19 protein-coding genes and 1 tRNA gene are annotated in these 16,059 nt (G+C 48.8%); 7 read left to right on the forward strand and 13 right to left on the reverse strand.

The window, feature by feature from the left end; genetic code table 11:
- Positions 1–39: 39 nt before the first annotated feature.
- From flgJ to AC566Q_RS16735, 11 genes are all read right to left on the reverse strand, one after another.
- Positions 40–993 (reverse strand): flagellar assembly peptidoglycan hydrolase FlgJ, encoded by a 954-nt coding sequence (gene flgJ, locus AC566Q_RS16685; protein ID WP_499608355.1) that lies wholly within the window; start codon positions 991–993, stop codon positions 40–42.
- Positions 993–2,102 (reverse strand): flagellar basal body P-ring protein FlgI, encoded by a 1,110-nt coding sequence (locus AC566Q_RS16690; RefSeq protein WP_123326670.1) that lies wholly within the window; start codon positions 2,100–2,102, stop codon positions 993–995. Before AC566Q_RS16690 ends, flgJ begins: the two co-directional genes overlap by 1 nt.
- A 9-nt stretch (positions 2,103–2,111) precedes the next feature.
- Positions 2,112–2,792, reverse strand: a complete 681-nt coding sequence (gene flgH / locus AC566Q_RS16695; protein ID WP_499617534.1) for a flagellar basal body L-ring protein FlgH — start codon at positions 2,790–2,792, stop codon at positions 2,112–2,114.
- A gap of 17 nt (positions 2,793–2,809) precedes the next feature.
- Positions 2,810–3,598: a flagellar basal-body rod protein FlgG gene (gene flgG / locus AC566Q_RS16700; protein ID WP_499608361.1), complete on the reverse strand. Its 789-nt coding sequence runs from the start codon at positions 3,596–3,598 to the stop codon at positions 2,810–2,812.
- A gap of 42 nt (positions 3,599–3,640) precedes the next feature.
- Complete coding sequence (gene flgF / locus AC566Q_RS16705) at positions 3,641–4,384, reverse strand: flagellar basal-body rod protein FlgF (protein ID WP_499608367.1); 744 nt, start codon at positions 4,382–4,384, stop codon at positions 3,641–3,643.
- 145 nt (positions 4,385–4,529) lie between these two features.
- The gene (gene flgE / locus AC566Q_RS16710; RefSeq protein ID WP_499608370.1) at positions 4,530–5,936 is read right to left on the reverse strand and encodes a flagellar hook protein FlgE; all 1,407 of its coding nucleotides are present in this window, start codon (positions 5,934–5,936) and stop codon (positions 4,530–4,532) included.
- 14 nt (positions 5,937–5,950) lie between these two features.
- Positions 5,951–6,640 (reverse strand): flagellar hook assembly protein FlgD, encoded by a 690-nt coding sequence (flgD, locus tag AC566Q_RS16715; RefSeq protein WP_499608376.1) that lies wholly within the window; start codon positions 6,638–6,640, stop codon positions 5,951–5,953.
- Between the two features lie 25 nt (positions 6,641–6,665).
- Positions 6,666–7,088, reverse strand: coding sequence for a flagellar basal body rod protein FlgC (gene flgC, locus AC566Q_RS16720; protein WP_105935075.1), 423 nt, complete (start codon positions 7,086–7,088; stop codon positions 6,666–6,668).
- Entirely contained in the window at positions 7,085–7,489 is a 405-nt protein-coding gene (gene flgB, locus AC566Q_RS16725) for a flagellar basal body rod protein FlgB (protein WP_499608381.1), read from the reverse strand. The genes flgC and flgB overlap by 4 nt, the downstream gene beginning before the upstream one ends.
- A gap of 99 nt (positions 7,490–7,588) precedes the next feature.
- A complete protein-coding gene (locus AC566Q_RS16730; RefSeq protein WP_499608384.1) occupies positions 7,589–8,422 on the reverse strand; it encodes a CheR family methyltransferase in 834 nt (277 codons plus the stop codon).
- A gap of 19 nt (positions 8,423–8,441) precedes the next feature.
- Positions 8,442–9,368, reverse strand: a complete 927-nt coding sequence (locus AC566Q_RS16735; protein WP_499608388.1) for a chemotaxis protein CheV — start codon at positions 9,366–9,368, stop codon at positions 8,442–8,444.
- Between the two features lie 193 nt (positions 9,369–9,561).
- Between AC566Q_RS16735 and flgA the strand changes: the two genes are divergently transcribed.
- From flgA to AC566Q_RS16755, 4 genes are all read left to right on the forward strand, one after another.
- Positions 9,562–10,248: a flagellar basal body P-ring formation chaperone FlgA gene (flgA, locus tag AC566Q_RS16740; RefSeq protein WP_499608391.1), complete on the forward strand. Its 687-nt coding sequence runs from the start codon at positions 9,562–9,564 to the stop codon at positions 10,246–10,248.
- Positions 10,249–10,362: 114 nt separating this feature from the next.
- Positions 10,363–10,704 carry a flagellar biosynthesis anti-sigma factor FlgM gene (gene flgM, locus AC566Q_RS16745; protein ID WP_279318224.1) on the forward strand — a complete coding sequence of 114 codons (342 nt, stop codon included), beginning with the start codon at positions 10,363–10,365 and terminating at the stop codon, positions 10,702–10,704.
- Positions 10,705–10,715: 11 nt separating this feature from the next.
- Positions 10,716–11,147, forward strand: coding sequence for a flagellar export chaperone FlgN (gene flgN, locus AC566Q_RS16750; RefSeq protein WP_499608395.1), 432 nt, complete (start codon positions 10,716–10,718; stop codon positions 11,145–11,147).
- A 964-nt stretch (positions 11,148–12,111) separates the two neighbouring features.
- A complete protein-coding gene (locus AC566Q_RS16755) occupies positions 12,112–12,726 on the forward strand; it encodes a pseudaminic acid biosynthesis-associated methylase (protein ID WP_499608397.1) in 615 nt (204 codons plus the stop codon).
- A 235-nt stretch (positions 12,727–12,961) separates the two neighbouring features.
- On the opposite strand, the gene AC566Q_RS16760 is transcribed toward AC566Q_RS16755, so the two are convergent.
- On the reverse strand, positions 12,962–13,438 hold the full coding sequence (locus tag AC566Q_RS16760; RefSeq protein ID WP_499617536.1) for an LPP20 family lipoprotein: 477 nt from the start codon (positions 13,436–13,438) through the stop codon (positions 12,962–12,964).
- A 306-nt stretch (positions 13,439–13,744) separates the two neighbouring features.
- Between AC566Q_RS16760 and AC566Q_RS16765 the strand changes: the two genes are divergently transcribed.
- From AC566Q_RS16765 to smrA, 3 genes are all read left to right on the forward strand, one after another.
- Positions 13,745–14,926 (forward strand): flagellar assembly protein T N-terminal domain-containing protein, encoded by a 1,182-nt coding sequence (locus tag AC566Q_RS16765; protein ID WP_499608402.1) that lies wholly within the window; start codon positions 13,745–13,747, stop codon positions 14,924–14,926.
- Positions 14,927–14,967: 41 nt separating this feature from the next.
- Positions 14,968–15,043, forward strand: a tRNA-Arg gene (locus AC566Q_RS16770).
- 85 nt (positions 15,044–15,128) lie between these two features.
- Positions 15,129–15,725: a DNA endonuclease SmrA gene (gene smrA, locus AC566Q_RS16775; protein ID WP_499608406.1), complete on the forward strand. Its 597-nt coding sequence runs from the start codon at positions 15,129–15,131 to the stop codon at positions 15,723–15,725.
- A gap of 46 nt (positions 15,726–15,771) precedes the next feature.
- Here the strand turns inward: smrA and AC566Q_RS16780 are convergent, their stop codons facing one another.
- Positions 15,772–15,909, reverse strand: coding sequence for a hypothetical protein (locus tag AC566Q_RS16780; protein ID WP_164464596.1), 138 nt, complete (start codon positions 15,907–15,909; stop codon positions 15,772–15,774).
- Positions 15,910–16,059: the final 150 nt, after the last annotated feature.

Consider the following 16,059-nt stretch of genomic DNA (forward strand, 5'->3'; position numbering starts at 1 on the left):
CCTTAGCCTGGTGCGGCAATATTACCGGGCAACTCTTTTTCATGGCAGATAGCTCCGCAAAGAATCACTGTTATAAACGGCCATCACCTTATCCGCATACTGCGGATCCGTGGCGTAGCCGGCATCTTGTAACGCTTTAAAGTACGCCTTCGGGTCGCTGGCATTTTCTACTGCCGGGCGGTACCGTTCCTGACCACGAATAAACTGAACGTAATCTTCAAAACCCTGCTGTAAATTATCGTAAGAGCGAAACGCGGCGCGTTGCTGACGCGCAACCGTACCGTCAAACTCCATGGTATTGACGGTCGCCGACTCACCCTGCCAGTTGCTATTAGCTTTAATACCAAACAGGTTATTAGCACTGTTGCCACTGCCATGATGAATAACATGTTGACCCCAGCCGGTTTCCACTGCCGCCTGCGCCAGTAATGCCCTGGGCTCAATACCCAGTTCTTTTGCCGCTTTGCTGGCAGCTGGCCAAAGTTGTTCGACGAACTCCTGAGGGTTACTAAACGCGGCAGTTTTAAAGGCTTGTTGTGATTGCGGATCGCTGAGTAGTTCGGCTGTTTGTTGTGCCTGCTCAATGCGAAATTCTCGTTGTCGGTTCAGCGACGCCAGATTACCGTCATTGCGGGCCACACTGGCCGGAATGTAATCGTTGATATCATGCTGCCCCAACTGCTGCACAATAATCTCAGCCAGGCCAACACCACCACCGCTGGACAGATCCTGAGCGAGCTGTTTATCGTGCATGTCACGATAGAACTTTACTTCTTCGGTATTAAACGGGCTGTCTTTATCAGCCATGGCGTCCTGGGCTTTTCGCATGGATTTAAGCATCATCTGAACAAAAATCGCTTCGAACTGCTGCGCTGCTTCTTTGAGCGCTTTATCATCTTTCGAATAGGCAGCCTCACGCAGACGGTTCAGACTGGATAAGTCGTGAACGTTGCGGGCCGACTCTAACTGCGATTTTGTATTCAGTACGTCCATCAGATCACCACCAGTTCGCCCTGTAACGCGCCAGCCTGGCGAAGCGCTTCAAGAATAGCCATCAGATCGCCCGGCGCTGCGCCGACTTCGTTAACCGCGCGCACCAGCTGATCCAGGGTCACACCCGGTTCAAACTTAAACATGCGGCTATCGGCCAGATTGACATCAATGATGGACTGCGTTGTTACCGCTGTTTCGCCGTCAGCCAGTGCATTAGGTTGCGTCACCTGCTGGTTTTCACTGATAGTAACGGTAAGGCCACCGTGTGTAATAGCGGCTGGTAATAAACGCACGTCGCGACCAATAACAATGGTGCCGGTGCGGCTATTAACCACCACACGCGCTGGTGCATCTGCAGGAGTAAACTCAAAGTTTTCCAGCGTGGCTAAAAAGCCCACCCGCTGTCCCGGATCGCGTGGCGCGGTAACTCTTACCGACGCTGCATCCAGAGGTTCTGCAATGGCGTAGCCTTTTTCCGGCTGAGCACCGAGGCGCTGATTTATCACATCGGCGAGTGCTTTGGCGGTAGAGAAATCAGGATAATGTAAGTTCAGCGTCAGGCTGTCGCCACTGGCAAAACCGCTTGGAACTGCCCGCTCAACCAACGCACCGTTAGCAATTCGGCCTACGGTTGGCGTATTCACCACCACCCTAGAGCCGTCGCCACCTTCAGCTCCGAAACCGCTAACTACCAGACTCCCCTGAGCTACTGCATAGATGTTGCCATCCACACCTTTAAGAAAAGTTTGTAATAAAGTACCGCCCTGCAAACTGCTGGCTTCACCCACCGAAGACACTGTGACATCAATGGTCTGGCCGGGTTTGATAAATGGCGGTAACTCGGCATGGACGGCCACTGCAGCAACGTTCTTGATTTTGGGTTTAATGTTGGGGTCCAGGCTGATGCCAAAATTGGTCAGCATGGTTCTGAAACTTTGCTCGGTAAACGGGCTTTGCTCGCCGGTACCGGGTAAACCGACCACCAGACCATAACCAATTAACTGATTACTGCGTACGCCCTGAATACTGGCTACGTCTTTGATCCGCTGGGCATGAGCACTGGTAACCAGACTCAGACAACACAGTACGACACTTAATAATTTACCCATGTTCCCTCCTTAGAAAGGCCACCATTGTGATGAAAAGAACTTAGTCAGCCAGCCTTTCTCCTGAGAGCGGGCAAAGCTGCCGGTACCACTGTATTGAATGCGGGCATTGGCAATACGGGTAGACAGGATTTCATTTTCCGGCGAGATATCCGACGCACGGATAATGCCGGTTAAACGGATGTACTCATCACCGTGGTTTAACGTCAGCCATTTCTCACCGCGTATTACCAGGTTCTGGTTAGCCAGCACGTCAGTGACGGTGACCGAAATACTCCCGTTCAGGCTGTTGCTCTGATTAGCCTGAGCATCACCAGCAAATTCATTGGAAGAATTCACGCCCAGTTGTATGGACTGATTGCCTATGTTCAACGCGTTGCCACCTAAACCGGTAATGGGCTGCACATCAACACCGGTTTCTTTTGACGTGGTGGTGCCAGCAGATTTCGTGGCATTGGTGTTTTCACTGAGCGTAACCGTGATGATGTCACCCACCCGCCGGGCCGTCACATCAGAGTAAAGACTATTAGCCATACGCGGGCGAAACAGGCCGCCATCCTCAACAATTTGCTCACGCGGCATCTCCGGGATCACCGGCGCGAAGGATGGATCGTTCGCCTCAACGCGATCGGGCGAAGTACTGGCACAACCGCTAAACAGTGCAACACAAGTAAATACCAGTAATACACGCATCATGAGATCACCTCAGATTAAAGCTGCTGTATAACCTGACCAAGCATCTGATCAACCGATGAAATCACTTTGGAGTTCATTTCATATAGCCGTTGGCTTTCGATCAGATTTACCAGTTCTTCGGTCACGTTTACGTTAGATGTTTCCAGGGTTCCCTGTACGATAGTCCCCAGGCCCTGCAGGCCGGGAACCCCTTGCAAAGGTGCACCAGATACCGCGGTTTCCACATACAGGTTCTGGCCCACTGGCTGTAAGCCAGTCGGGTTAACAAAATCAGAAATATTGAGCTGACCAAGTACCTGAGGCTCAGCCTGACCGCGCACCGATGCAGACACCTCTCCATCCTGAGAAATGGTGATTTGCTGGGCATCTTCAGGAATAGCGATTTCTGGCTGCAACAGGAAGCCGGCACCCGGGGTAACAATTTGCCCCTGATCGTTTAACGTAAACTGACCATTTCGGGTATAAGCAATGGTGCCGTCCGGCTGCAGAATTTCAAAAAAGCCGCGCCCCTGAATCGACATATCCAGTGCATTGTCGGTGGTTAACAGGTTGCCCTGAGTGTGGGCTTTTTGGGTGGCGACCACTTTAGAGCCGGCCCCCACCATTAACCCTGACGGTAATTCGGTATCCGCAGAGGAACGACCACCAGGCTGATTGATGTTTTGATAGAGCAAGTCTTCAAAGATCGCCCGATCCTTTTTAAACCCAACGGTAGAAGCGTTGGCCAGATTGTTTGATACCACCGACACATCGGTTTGTGCCGCATCAAGTCCGGTTTTACTGATCCAAAGTGCAGGATGCATACTTGTCTCTCCTCTGCCTTTACTGAAATTCGCTGCGGCTTATTAAATAATCCGTAACAGCATGTTGCCACGCGTATCCAGCGTATCGGCTTTCTTCATCATTTTGACTTGCAACTCATAGTGACGCTGCAAACTGATCATATTGACCATTTCATCAATGGCATTAACGTTTGAACCTTCGAGCATACCGGTCATTACCGATACGGTTTCGTCTGCCGCAGCGATAGTGCCATCTTTCTGACGGAACAATCCGTCATTGCCGCGTTGCAAATCACTGTATTCAGGTTTAACCAGTTTTAACCGGCCTACTTCTTCGTTAACCGCAGCTGGCGCGCCTTGTGGGCGAACGGAAATTGTGCCGTCTGCGGCAATGTTCAGATTGTCCAGTGGCACCGGCAAAAATATTGGGCCGGCATCGCCCATCACTGGGTTGCCGTGCACATCTTCCAGGACTCCATCCGGCCCTAACTGAAAATTACCATCACGGGAATAGGCTTCGTTACCCTGCTCATCCTGTACCGCAAACCAGCCGTCCCCCTGAATGGCTACGTCAAGATCCCGACCCGTTTGAATCAGCGGGCCGTCTTCATAGTTGTTGGCAGGGCTTTCCGTCATGGCAAATACCCGGGACGGCAAACCTTCGCCGTATACCGGCATCGACCTTGCCTGTTCAAGCTGTGCTTTAAAGCCATTGGTTTGAGCATTCGCCAGGTTGTTAGCCCGTATTGACGTGCCTAACAGGTCCTGCGACGCACCACTGCTGGAGATATAGAGTAATTTGTCCATGACTGCCTTTTGACGCTCAAAGAATAGATATAAGGATCATTGCAAAGGCAATGCCAATAAGTAAAAGGCAGAAGAAAAGAGGTGTAAAAGGTAAAATAAATACAAAAAAGGCCGCGAAAGGCGGCCTCAGAATGATAACGGGCTCTTATCGAATATTCAGAATCGTCTGACTAAGCTGGTTGTTAACTTCCAGTGCCCGGGAGTTCGCCTGGAAGTTCCGCTGCGCAATAATCATGTCAATAAGTTCAGTAGTCAGGTTAACGTTAGCCTGTTCAAGGGCGGAGGAGTTAATTTCGCCAAAGGTCCCTGTGGTCGCCTCGCCGGCCAGCGCTTCGCCGGACTCGATTGACTCTTTCCAGGCAGTATTGCTTTGCTGGGTCAGGCCCTGCTCATTGGCAAATCGAACCAACGCAACGCGTACTACCGGCTCTGAGGTACCGTTAGAGAAAGTTGCTCTGACCAGGCCGTCTTCACCGATATCCACACCGGTTAAGCGGCCTACTGGCAGACCATCCTGCTCAAGTGAGGTTACTTCAAAGGCGGAGGCGTACTGAGTTGGCTCATTGATAGTCTGGCCACCCAGCGGATCCAGGTTGAAATCGATACCGATGGTTTGAGTTTGATCGGCACCACCAGTTAACGCAATCGCGGCGTCAGGCGAACCGTCATCCCCCAGTGGTACAGTCACGATGCCACCGGCAGGTATTTGCGAGGTAAAGTCCCCACTCTGGTTAAATGACAATCTGGCCGGTAACCAGGCCTCTGTGTTCCCCGGGTTTTGCGGGTCGTCCCTCGTTGGCAGCGGTACACTGGTATCACCGCCTGCAATATCTACCGGGGTATCATCAAGGGTGGCAAACATTAACCAGCTATTGAGCTGATCCGGGCCAGTTGGTGTCGACTGGTCGGTACCATCTTTCACAAAGTAATAAGTCATTATGTAACTTTCACCGAGTGAATCATAAACGGTTACCGAGGTTGCCGCGTTGTAGGTGAGCGTATCATCAGGATTAAATGCTGTCGGATCGAGATAATCGTCGTTCGCCGGCAGATTCATCCGCATGGTGACTTCCTGCGTTGCCTGCGGTGAGCCTGAGGAGTCGGGAATACGCACAGGTTCGGTAGTACTTAACGCCACTGACGAACTGGTGCCATCCGGGTTAACCGGAAAGCCCAGCAGGTTGTCGCCGCTGCTGTTAACCACAAAGTTGTTTTCGTCCAGCTTAAACTGACCGGCACGGGTAAAGGAAAAATCCCGCGAGGTGATATCGGGTACAGTGGCAAAGAAACCATTACCGGTAATGGCTAAATCCAGTGCCGTATTGGTAAACTGCAGGCTACCCTGACTGAACTGTTGGGCCACTTCCTGCGTGAGGACGCCATCACCTACTTTGGTTTTACCGCTGGCTAACAGTGAGGCGGCATATACATCACCAAACTCGGCCCGCGACTCTTTAAAACCTACCGTGTTCACATTGGCAATGTTATTTGCGGTAGTGTCTAAATCTTTTTGTGCGGCAGAGACGCCACTTAATGCAATGTTAAAAGACATGTGCTTTTCTCCTACTAACTGCCGATCTGGATAACGTCGTCAAGATTGATACTGACATCACCCTCTAAATTCAAAATAATGCCCTGGTTGCTGCCAGCCAGGCTTACACTGCTAACGTGGCGATGAATAGCGGTGGAAATTGCTACCCCTTCACCATTGACCTGGCCGTTTGCACTCACCAGATATTCGCCGGGCGGCATTAAATTGCCGCTGCGGTCGGTACCATCCCAGTTGAACTCAATGTTGCCGGCCCCCTGGGTGCCTGCGTCGATGGTTCTGACGACTTCACCGTTGGCATTGGTGATAGTAATTTCCATGTTCTGTACGGTTTGTTCGTTTACCACAAAACCACTGAGGCCGGCGCCTTCACTGCCCATGTAGCCTACGTTGGCTTCTACCAGCACATCCTGGCCAATCAGGCTGGAAGCCTGTAATGCCTGGTTCGACGTCATGGAGGTAGCGAAGCTTTCAAACTTCTCATTCAGTTTGCTGATGCCGTCGGCAGTGGTGAACTGGGTCATCTGCGAAACCATCTGATCGTTATCCACCGGCTTGGTAGGATCCTGATTAGACAGCTGCTCTGTTAACAGGGCGAAAAAGTCTTCCTGAGACAGGTTCTGCTCCGAGCCATCGGACACTTTGACCTTTTCTTCCTGCCAATAGAGGTCAGTATTGAGACCCTGCGTGTTGGTAATTGTACTCACGTTAGTATCCTCTTAATGACCGCTACTACTGACCACGGCCAAGGGTTAACACCCGACGGAAAATGCGCTTAGTGGTATCTGCCAGTTGGACGTTGGTTTCATAAGCTTTGGAGGCAGACATCATATCGGCCATTTCTTCGACGATATTGACGTTCGGCTTATAGATGTAACCATTTTCGTCAGCCAGGGGATTATGCGGTGCATACTCAGTTTGTAGCGGACGGTCGCTCTCGACCACACCCAGTACCTTAACTTCAGAGCCCTTGCTGTAATCATTGGTTGCGCGATTCAGCTCGGCAGCAAAAACAGCATGACGGGCACGATAGGTATCCTGCTCACTACTACTTACCGAATTGGCATTGGCAATATTACTTGCCGTGGTGTTCAGGCGTACGCTTTCAGCATGCATACCTGACGCAGAAATTGACATAACATCAAACAGACTCATTGACCTTGTCCTCCACTTAACGCTTTCTTCATGCCTTTCACTTTACCGTTGAGAAACTCAATAGTGGCCTGATAGCGCATACCTGTATCTAAGAATTCATTACGTTCGCGCTGGACTTCGACGGTATTGCCGTCGCCGGTGTCCGGCTGCGAGGGGATCCGAAAACCAATCTCTGTTGAGGAGACCATACCTCCGCTCATGTGTTTGTCGTGAGTGCGGGTCATCGACTGGCCGCTGGAGTGCTGTGCCTGAGCCATCGCTTTTTGGAAGTCAATGCCTCGGGATTTGTAACCCGGCGTGTTGGCATTGGCCAGATTACCGGCAATGACTTCCATTTTATCGTTGCGGATCTTCAACGCGTTCTGATGAAAACCAACGAGCTTGTCTAAATTAATGGCCATAGCACTTCTCCTCTATCGCGGAGATAAAAGCAAACTAAGTGCCAACAAAATCAACAGGTGGGAAATATAGCAAAATAAAAGACTAACTATTTATTTTAATTAGTCTTTTTTGGTGTAGTACAGGCCGGGATTGCATTTGACCATGCGGTAACAATCGGCCGCTGCGGCCACAGATTCCGATGCGCCGAGAAACAGGATGCCGCCTGGGTTTAACTGGGCGGCAATTTGTTGCAGTATTTTTTGTTTCAGCTCTGTAGAGAAGTAAATCAGCACATTGCGGCAAAAGACAATATCGAACTTGCCCAGCGAAGAATAGCTGTGCAGCAGGTTCAGACTGCGAAAGCTGACCATACGGCGTACTTCAGGCTTCACCTGTAACATGCCGCTGGCATGCTGCTGGAAGTACCTTTGCCGGCGCTCGGCCGATAAACCGCGTGCCAGTGAGAGCTCATCGTAAGCGCCCTCTTCACACTTTCTCAGCATATTACTGGATAAGTCAGTGGCCAGAATCTCCGCAGACAACGAACCGGCGCCGGGGTTATTACGCTGATATTCCAGTAATGACATGGCAATGGAATAAGGCTCCTGACCAGAGGAGCATGCTGCACTCCAGATCCGAATACGTCGTTGCCGGGTGGCAAGGGTTGGCAATATTTGCCGAATCAACAATTCAAATGGGTAACTGTCTCGAAACCAGAGGGTTTCATTGGTGGTCATGGCATCGATAACCTGCTGCAGTAATCCGCGATCGCGACCGGAAATGGATTGCCTTAACAGCTCATCGATATTAGTTAATTGGCGCTCGTGCAACAGCCCGCCCAAACGGCTTCGCACTAAGTACTGCTTATTATCGCCAAGCACGATACCGCACTGCTGTTCGAGAAACTCCCGAAACTGGCGGTACGCACCAGGCGATACATCCTTATTAATCAATCAGTTAATACTCCGTTGATTATTCTTCAGGCCCAAGCCATTTCTGAACAGCTGAAGCCAGTTCATCAGGATGAAATTTAGCAATAAAGTCGTCTGCGCCAACCTTTTTTACCATCGCCTGATTAAATACCCCACTTAAAGAAGTATGCAGCACTACATGCAATTTTTGCAGCTCCGGGGTATTCTTAATTTCGGCAGTGAGGGTGTACCCATCCATTTCCGGCATTTCAATATCAGACACCAGCACCCCTACCTTGTCGGTAACATCACCGGTTTCCTCGGCAATCTCTTTCAGGCGCTTGAGCGCTTCCAGGCCATTTTTGGCCATTTCAATTTCCATTCCAAGGGTGGTCAGGGCCCTTTTCACCTGATTACGGGCAACGGAAGAATCGTCAGCAATAAAAATAATTTTATCTTTATGTGCGTCAGTATTAAGGGTCGATGCAACCTCAGCGCTCACTTCAGTATTCAGTGGGGAAATCTCATTGAGGATCTTTTCTACATCAAGGATTTCAACCAGTTCACCTTCAACTTCAGTCACGGCGGTCAGGTAGCTGGCCCTGCCGGTTCCCTGCGGGGGCGGCATGATGGCATCCCAATTGGTATTGATTATGCGTTCAACCGCACCTACCAGGAACCCCTGAACCGAGCGGTTATATTCTGCAATCACAATAAAAGCAGTTTTAAGATCTTCGATCCTCCGTCCGCCAGTCGCCATACTTAAATCGATAACCGAAATGGTCTGACCGCGAATATGCGCAACGCCTCGCACCAACGGATTAAGCTTTGGCATGGCAGTAAGCGCCGGACACTGCAGCACCTCACGGACTTTAAATACGTTAATACCAAATCGCTGCCGACCGTTTAAACGGAACAGCAACAACTCCAGCCGGTTCTGACCGACCAGTTGCGTACGCTGATTAACCGAATCTAAAATTCCAGACATACTTCACCTCGATATTTCAATGTGGGCATAGAGTTTGCGTGTTTCCTGTTTAACAGAGGTGGCGTCAATTTACTGTCGCGGCTGTTCTGATTAGCAAAACTCGCTGATTTATATTTAATAATAGTCAAAATGAAAACATCTGAACATGAAAATATTGAAAACATTACTTTTGCCTGCACGCCTGGCTTTCATATTGACTACAGGTATCACCTTAGCTCACTTTGGCGCAATTGCCCAACAAAACGCCAGTACGCCGCACGAGCGTCTGACGAATGCTGTTAAAGCGTTTCTGGAAAACCGTCTGGCACCAACCCGGGAAACCGATTTAGCCGATAATTTAAGCGTGGATGTGACGCCCATAGACAGTCGCATTAACATACCGGAATGCACCGTCCCTTTTAGTTTTGATGTGGACCCTGCCACGCTGCAGCAATCATATCTCAATGTGAGGGTAAGTTGTGATAGTAACAACTGGTATTTATTTTCCAGTGCCAAAGTGACCCGCACTCGTACTATCGTTGTTACAGCAAGTATGATTAGTCCGGATACCGTGTTATCTGCCAGTCACTTGTCGCTGGCAGAAGTCGACATTAAGCAACTGCGACACACCCCTTTCACCTCGCTAAAGGATGTGGTGGGCGCCCGGCTGAAATACCGGGTCAGAGAAGGCCAGCCAGTGCAAACGAATATGCTATGCTTTATCTGTAAAGGTGATAGAATCACCATTAGCGCCAATGCGGGAGCTATGAAGGTAAAAACCTCCGGCATTGCCCGACAGGATGGCGTAATTGGCGACACCATCGAAGTGGTAAACAGCAGTTCTAATAAGTCTGTCATTGCTGAAGTGGCCAGTACCCAGGAAGTTGTGGTGAATCTGTGATAGTGTTGCTACAAGTACCGTGGGTTTTACACGAAAAATACGCAATTGAGCCTAAAGAAATTCTGCCTGCAGCCGATATATATATTGAGGTTTAGAAGGTAGTGGAAATTAATTATGGCAATTAACAACGTAAACAATGGCTTACCCAAAGCGCCTGTTGACAATAACAAGGTCAACAGTCAGCAACAGCCACAACAAAATAAAACGGCTGCGCAGCAAGCGGCCGCATCAACAGCTCAGGCTGCCAATGTGCCGCGTCAGGATTCTGTGTCATTGACGCAGTCTGCTCAGCAGTTAAATCAGGTACAGAAGAAAAGCGCCGAAGCGCCGGTTAATCAGGAAAAGGTCGATAAACTGAAGAAAGCCATTCAAAGTGGTGAGTACAAAGTGGATCCACAGTCACTGGCGAAGAAGATTGCGCGCCTGGAATCGGAGATTTTTGGATTTAAGTCCTGAAGCAATAAACCATGACGGCAATACTGAATGAGCAATTAACGCAACAGACTGACAATCTTGCATCACTCAAGGCGATGCTGGACAAGGAGTTGCATCTGATTAGCTCCAGGGATGCCGAAGCGTTAATGACGCTGCTCAAAGAAAAAGAACAATTGCTCGGTGCTATCCAAAACCTCGACGATGCCATTAACCCGCAGTTGCAGGCGCTTCAGCAAGAAGCGCCCCTCCCCGAAGACATTCAGGCCCATATTGACCAAGCCAAAACCCTGCTCAGCGAATGCCAGTATTGTACCGAAGTAAACCAGCTTGCCGTTGAGCAAGGTCAGTTACGCCTGGTTCATTTGCGCAACCTGATGATGGATGTTCGGGCCAAAGAGTCCCTGACCTACGATAAAGCCGGTAAAAAGAAAGGCGGTTTTTCAGGTAAAGGTGTAAGCGCGTAAACCACAATAACTTAAACAGTTACATTCGTGCCCAAAAGATTTTGCACGAGTAGGTTGGGTTATGCTGAGCTTGTAGTTTCTGTAATTCGTTCATCTGCACAAACGGATTAGTTGGGAAAAAACCACTTCCGGCAAATGCTAAGCACTAAGCTCTGTTCAGCAAGAATGAAAAGTTTATTAGAAGCTGCCGACCTTTTCTGTACATTTTTTGCAGCGAACTGTTAGTAATTTAAACAAAGGCTGAGTCCACGCAGTATAAATCACTAACAAACGTGCTCTTAGGTACGACTAAGCGCGTTTTGTTCTTTGACCTAGAGTGCAAGGTCAACGATGGAATGGTCTCCCCCCTCAAACGGCATCGCAATGTGCCAAACCTGGAATTGAACAATCAAGTTAACAAGGTGAGGAGACCAAAATGAGTATTACAACGGTTGGACTGGATTTAGCAAAAAGTGTGAGCCATTTAGTGTGTTGTAATCAGACAGGCAAGATTGTGCGTAAAAAATGTTGAGACGAAATCAGGTACTGCATTTTTTTAGTGAGCTATCACCCTGTTTGGTGGGAGTTGAGTCATGTGCCAGTGCGCTTTATCAACATATCGGCAATGATAGTGAGTTTAAAGTGGCGATTATCAGCCTGAATTGACAACCGCTTAAGTTAATAATGAACCAGTTCACTTCCAAGGATTGCTGAATAAACATAACGTGATGACAATACGGTTAAACCGACATATCGAAAACCTGATAAGGGCTGTGGATTATTAATCCGTGTCAACGATAAGGACGATATGGGCGAAGTTCATCGAGGCTTGAAGTCATAATACTTCAACGAAAAGCCGGATATACGCACGCAAACCATCTAGTCAAAACAACATGTTTACTCTTGCAATAATGGGGGAGACCATGTATAGACTCTAGGGCGTGCCTCTAGTTAAAAATATCAAAATAAGATTAATGAGTTCCTCATGACATACCAAACTGAGCAAGAAAACTTTTGGGCTGGAAATTTCGGCGAAGACTATATCAAAAGAAACAATTCTGAATCTCTGCTTAATTCGAAAGTTGCCATGTGGTCACGCATGTTAAGGGCCGCACATAATGTTACGTCTGCTCAGGAACTTGGTTGTAACATTGGCCTGAATCTGGTTGCACTGAAACGCTTAAACCCCGCGCTTCGGCTCAGTGGCTACGAAATAAATGAATCAGCGGCTAAACAGGCAAAAAGTTATGGTGTCGCCGACATCACGCTTGGCTCTATACTCGATTCGATTGAACATACACCTAAAGCAGACCTGACGTTTACCGCTGGCGTGCTTATTCATATCAATCCGGACTATTTAGACAACGTTTACCAGAATTTGGTAAATGGCTCTAATCGCTATGTGCTTGTGGCGGAGTATTACAATCCATCTCCCACCCAAATTACCTATTACGGCCATCAAAATAAGTTATTTAAACGTGATTTTGCCGGCGATTTGATTGATAGCTATGGTCTGAAACTGATTGATTATGGATTTATCTACAAAAGAGATAATTGGGCACCGCAAGATGATATCACCTGGTTCTTACTCGAAAAGTAAGTATTAATGCCCTTCCCGGTTAACTGACTGTTAATCAACCTGGCTCAGGGTGTTTCAACAGACCAGTGCCCCCATGCTCACCAACATGTTGGCGGCAACAAAAATGAGCTTTGTTCTATTTAATTAGCGTAAATTATGCCAATAAGGCCTGGCTTGATGCTGACATATAAATTATCAACAAAGCGGTCAGCTTTGCATTTAGAATGAGTTGATTCACGCAGTAACCGTTTCGACCTTAATAGTACCTTACCGTTTTTAGGCGTTGTGGCCGGGCCGTCGACACGTAAATGTTATACACCTGCTGCATGTCGAGTTCTAGTTCGGTGGCGTAGGTATCCTCTCCTACCGGGTAGGCTTTCACTACCTTTGCGCCGCGGATCACCCCTTCAACTGATGCCTGCAACTGCGCATTGTTAATAACCATGTTGGCCAGTGACTGCTGGCCATTGATTCGCTGCCCGTAGACCTGTTCAGCCAGTTCTCGGTATGCATCGAGCTTTGATGCTTTCATGGCCATAATATTCTTTTCTGAATCGGAGCCGCCATGCTGCGAGGCGATTGGTGCATAGCCCACCGCGGTTAGCACAGGGTATTCGTCGGGCTCAACGGTTTCCCATTCGACATGCTTATCAAACATGGATGTGCAGCCACTGATGAATAACAGGCAGCCTAGCAAAGCAAGCGCTTTGTTAATGTGTGTTAAAACCGTCATAAAACCACCGTATTTTTGTGTAGTCTGAATAGTGCCGTTGTCCGCTGCGCGCAACCAGGCGTTGGCAAAATGGACAATCACTTTGTACTTGTCAGAAGTTAGCAATATTTATGCCCAATGACGGGATGAATTTTGGGAACGATATATGCAAAGCCAACTACAACAATGACTAAACGAGTCATAGGTTTGACACCTTGCATACCGCTCCCGGCCTTTCCGGGTTTCTTGTATAAAGAGCGCAGCAAGACCAATGCCAGCGAACAACCAGCGCATTGCAACAGCAGATAAGTGGTGAGAGTAATAGTAATGAAGACAAAGTACACACTGATTGCACGGTTAACCGTTTTTTTGTCGGCGACAACCTGCCTGCTGTTAGCCTTCACAGGGCAAAGTTATGCCGTTTGGTATGAGACTCAGGGGCAATCAGTGGTATTAAACGGCAATAAGGTCCAGGCTAAACACCAGGCGACTGAAGAAGCGCTGCGCCAGGCCATGTTATTCGCCGGCGCATCGGTGCGCAGTGTTCAGCAGCTTACCGATGGCTTACTCAACGATGAACGCCTTGAAATCAGCGCGTCGGGAGAAGTTCGCCAGTTAGAGCTGATCTCAGAAACCTGGCATGAAAATGCAGTAACGGTACGGATCCGTGCCGATATTTTTCCCAGTCAACAACAGTGCTCTGCCGCCCCTTTCAGCAAAACTATTGCCACCAGCTACTTCCCGTTACTTGAACGCCAGCACGCCCAGGACGGTCAGGTTCAGGAACTGGGACGTCTGGTTACCGCCCGCTTAAAACAAGAATTCGATCAATCAGCGCAACATGCAGTGATCAGCAGCATCGAGCCTTATGTGGTGCACTGGCAGTCCAGACAAATTCGCGATCAGGCTACGGCCCTCGCCACGCAAACCAAAAGTCAGTTTGTTCTCACCGGCGTGATTGAGGACCTCAGCGTTTATCGACCGAAAAGTAACACGTTGGCGTTCTGGCAGGACGATACGGCAACCCGGAATTTTCGGTTAAAAGTCGAACTTATCGACGGTATTAATGGCGCACCACTATTAAATAAAACCTATGAGACCGAATCAGAATGGGAATTCGATCGATTTGCACAACTCGATGCGTCTTCCAACCAGTTCTGGCAAAGCGCCTACGGCCTGGCCCTGCAAAATCAGCTACGCCAGTTGCAAAGCGATGTGGACTCGACACTGGCCTGCGTGCCAGCCACAGGTCGGGTGATTAGTATCAACGGCGGCAATGAGCTAACTGTCTCACTCGGTCGCCAGCACGGCCTTAAACCGGGCGATACCCTGTCGATATATCAGATTCAGGAAGTCACTGATTATCGTGGCGTTAAATTCACCCAATATCATCTGTATCCCGAAGAAGTGACGGTGATCGAAGCCTACGCTGATAACGCCCGGGTAAAAGCCGCCGAAGAGGGCTTTCTGGCCAATATTCAGCCAAACGACTTCGTTGCCAAGCGTTAGGGCTTTAGATTTTCGCTCGCCTATCTATAATGGGGATTCGTGTCCCCATAGTTTAACTGGATAAAACAAGAACCTCCTAAGTTTTAGATCTGCGTTCGAGTCGCGGTGGGGATGCCAGCCAACTTCTACAGCTTCTATAAGTACTGAACTTTAACGCCAGTCGCGCGTACTACTAATCAGAGACTTAGTGATCGGGGGATTTATGCGGGACGACGATCAGGATTTTGAACAACTGGATAGCTTTCAGGATTTCCTGCAGGAACTCGGCGATGTTAAACCGATAAAGTCTGACGATAAGGTTCACCTTCAGCAAACCCAGCAAACTATTGAAAAACAAGTGCGCCGGGAAGCTCTGCTGGCCCAGAAACCCAAAGAAAGTCCATTAACCTTTGAAGGGGTAAAACCGGTCAAGCCGGATGACTTTCTGGAATTTAAACAGGCCGGCATACAGGATGGCGTGTACAAGAATCTGCGCCAGGGCAAATACCCAATCGAGCAAAAAATTTCGCTGGCGGGACTCTCATTGCGGGATTCCAGCATAACCCTGTATCAGAAAATTAATGCCGCCCATGAACGTGGCGTTAGGACTTTGCTGATTCAGCATGGCAAGGGCGAGCAAAGTCAGCCGTTCCCTGCGTTGAAAAAATCTTACGTAAATCACTGGCTGCCGCAATTTAATAACGTGATTGCCTTTCACACCGCCCAACCTATGCATGGCGGACTGGGAGCGACTTACGTATTACTGAAGAAACACCCAAATCAAAAGATGATAAATCGCGAAAAACAGGCAAAACGATAACCTGCCATAAATGACATAATTATCGTTAACTAATTAATTTTATTAATTATTTTGAAGTGATTTGTTGAACTTCGGTAGATAATTCAGCTGACTGGGCGGAGGTTCCAAACGCTGCTGTAACGATCATAAGCAGCACTGCAACAGCCACGCCGGTTAAGCCGAAACCTTTTGAAGAACGATTCATATTCGTCTCTTATTATTTCTAGACCACTGTAAAATTGAGCACAGCGATGTTAACCCATCCCCTACAAGTCCTTGTAACCACACAGCATTCCATACTGCATGCACTACTTTAATGCAGTAGAAGGGCGCTGGCAAGGTGTCTGGACAATTA

This window comes from Alteromonas sp. H02 (genome assembly GCF_059682525.1).

Coding starts and splice junctions, on each gene's coding strand:
- flgJ (WP_499608355.1), bottom strand. CDS start 993: ATGGACGTACTGAATACAAAATCGCAGTTAGAGTCGGCCCGCAACGTT.
- AC566Q_RS16690 (WP_123326670.1), bottom strand. CDS start 2,102: ATGGGTAAATTATTAAGTGTCGTACTGTGTTGTCTGAGTCTGGTTACC.
- flgH (WP_499617534.1), bottom strand. CDS start 2,792: ATGCGTGTATTACTGGTATTTACTTGTGTTGCACTGTTTAGCGGTTGT.
- flgG (WP_499608361.1), bottom strand. CDS start 3,598: ATGCATCCTGCACTTTGGATCAGTAAAACCGGACTTGATGCGGCACAA.
- flgF (WP_499608367.1), bottom strand. CDS start 4,384: ATGGACAAATTACTCTATATCTCCAGCAGTGGTGCGTCGCAGGACCTG.
- flgE (WP_499608370.1), bottom strand. CDS start 5,936: ATGTCTTTTAACATTGCATTAAGTGGCGTCTCTGCCGCACAAAAAGAT.
- flgC (WP_105935075.1), bottom strand. CDS start 7,088: ATGAGTCTGTTTGATGTTATGTCAATTTCTGCGTCAGGTATGCATGCT.
- flgB (WP_499608381.1), bottom strand. CDS start 7,489: ATGGCCATTAATTTAGACAAGCTCGTTGGTTTTCATCAGAACGCGTTG.
- AC566Q_RS16735 (WP_499608388.1), bottom strand. CDS start 9,368: ATGTCTGGAATTTTAGATTCGGTTAATCAGCGTACGCAACTGGTCGGT.
- flgM (WP_279318224.1), top strand. CDS start 10,363: ATGGCAATTAACAACGTAAACAATGGCTTACCCAAAGCGCCTGTTGAC.
- flgN (WP_499608395.1), top strand. CDS start 10,716: ATGACGGCAATACTGAATGAGCAATTAACGCAACAGACTGACAATCTT.
- AC566Q_RS16755 (WP_499608397.1), top strand. CDS start 12,112: ATGACATACCAAACTGAGCAAGAAAACTTTTGGGCTGGAAATTTCGGC.
- AC566Q_RS16760 (WP_499617536.1), bottom strand. CDS start 13,438: ATGACGGTTTTAACACACATTAACAAAGCGCTTGCTTTGCTAGGCTGC.
- AC566Q_RS16765 (WP_499608402.1), top strand. CDS start 13,745: ATGAAGACAAAGTACACACTGATTGCACGGTTAACCGTTTTTTTGTCG.
- smrA (WP_499608406.1), top strand. CDS start 15,129: ATGCGGGACGACGATCAGGATTTTGAACAACTGGATAGCTTTCAGGAT.
- AC566Q_RS16780 (WP_164464596.1), bottom strand. CDS start 15,909: ATGAATCGTTCTTCAAAAGGTTTCGGCTTAACCGGCGTGGCTGTTGCA.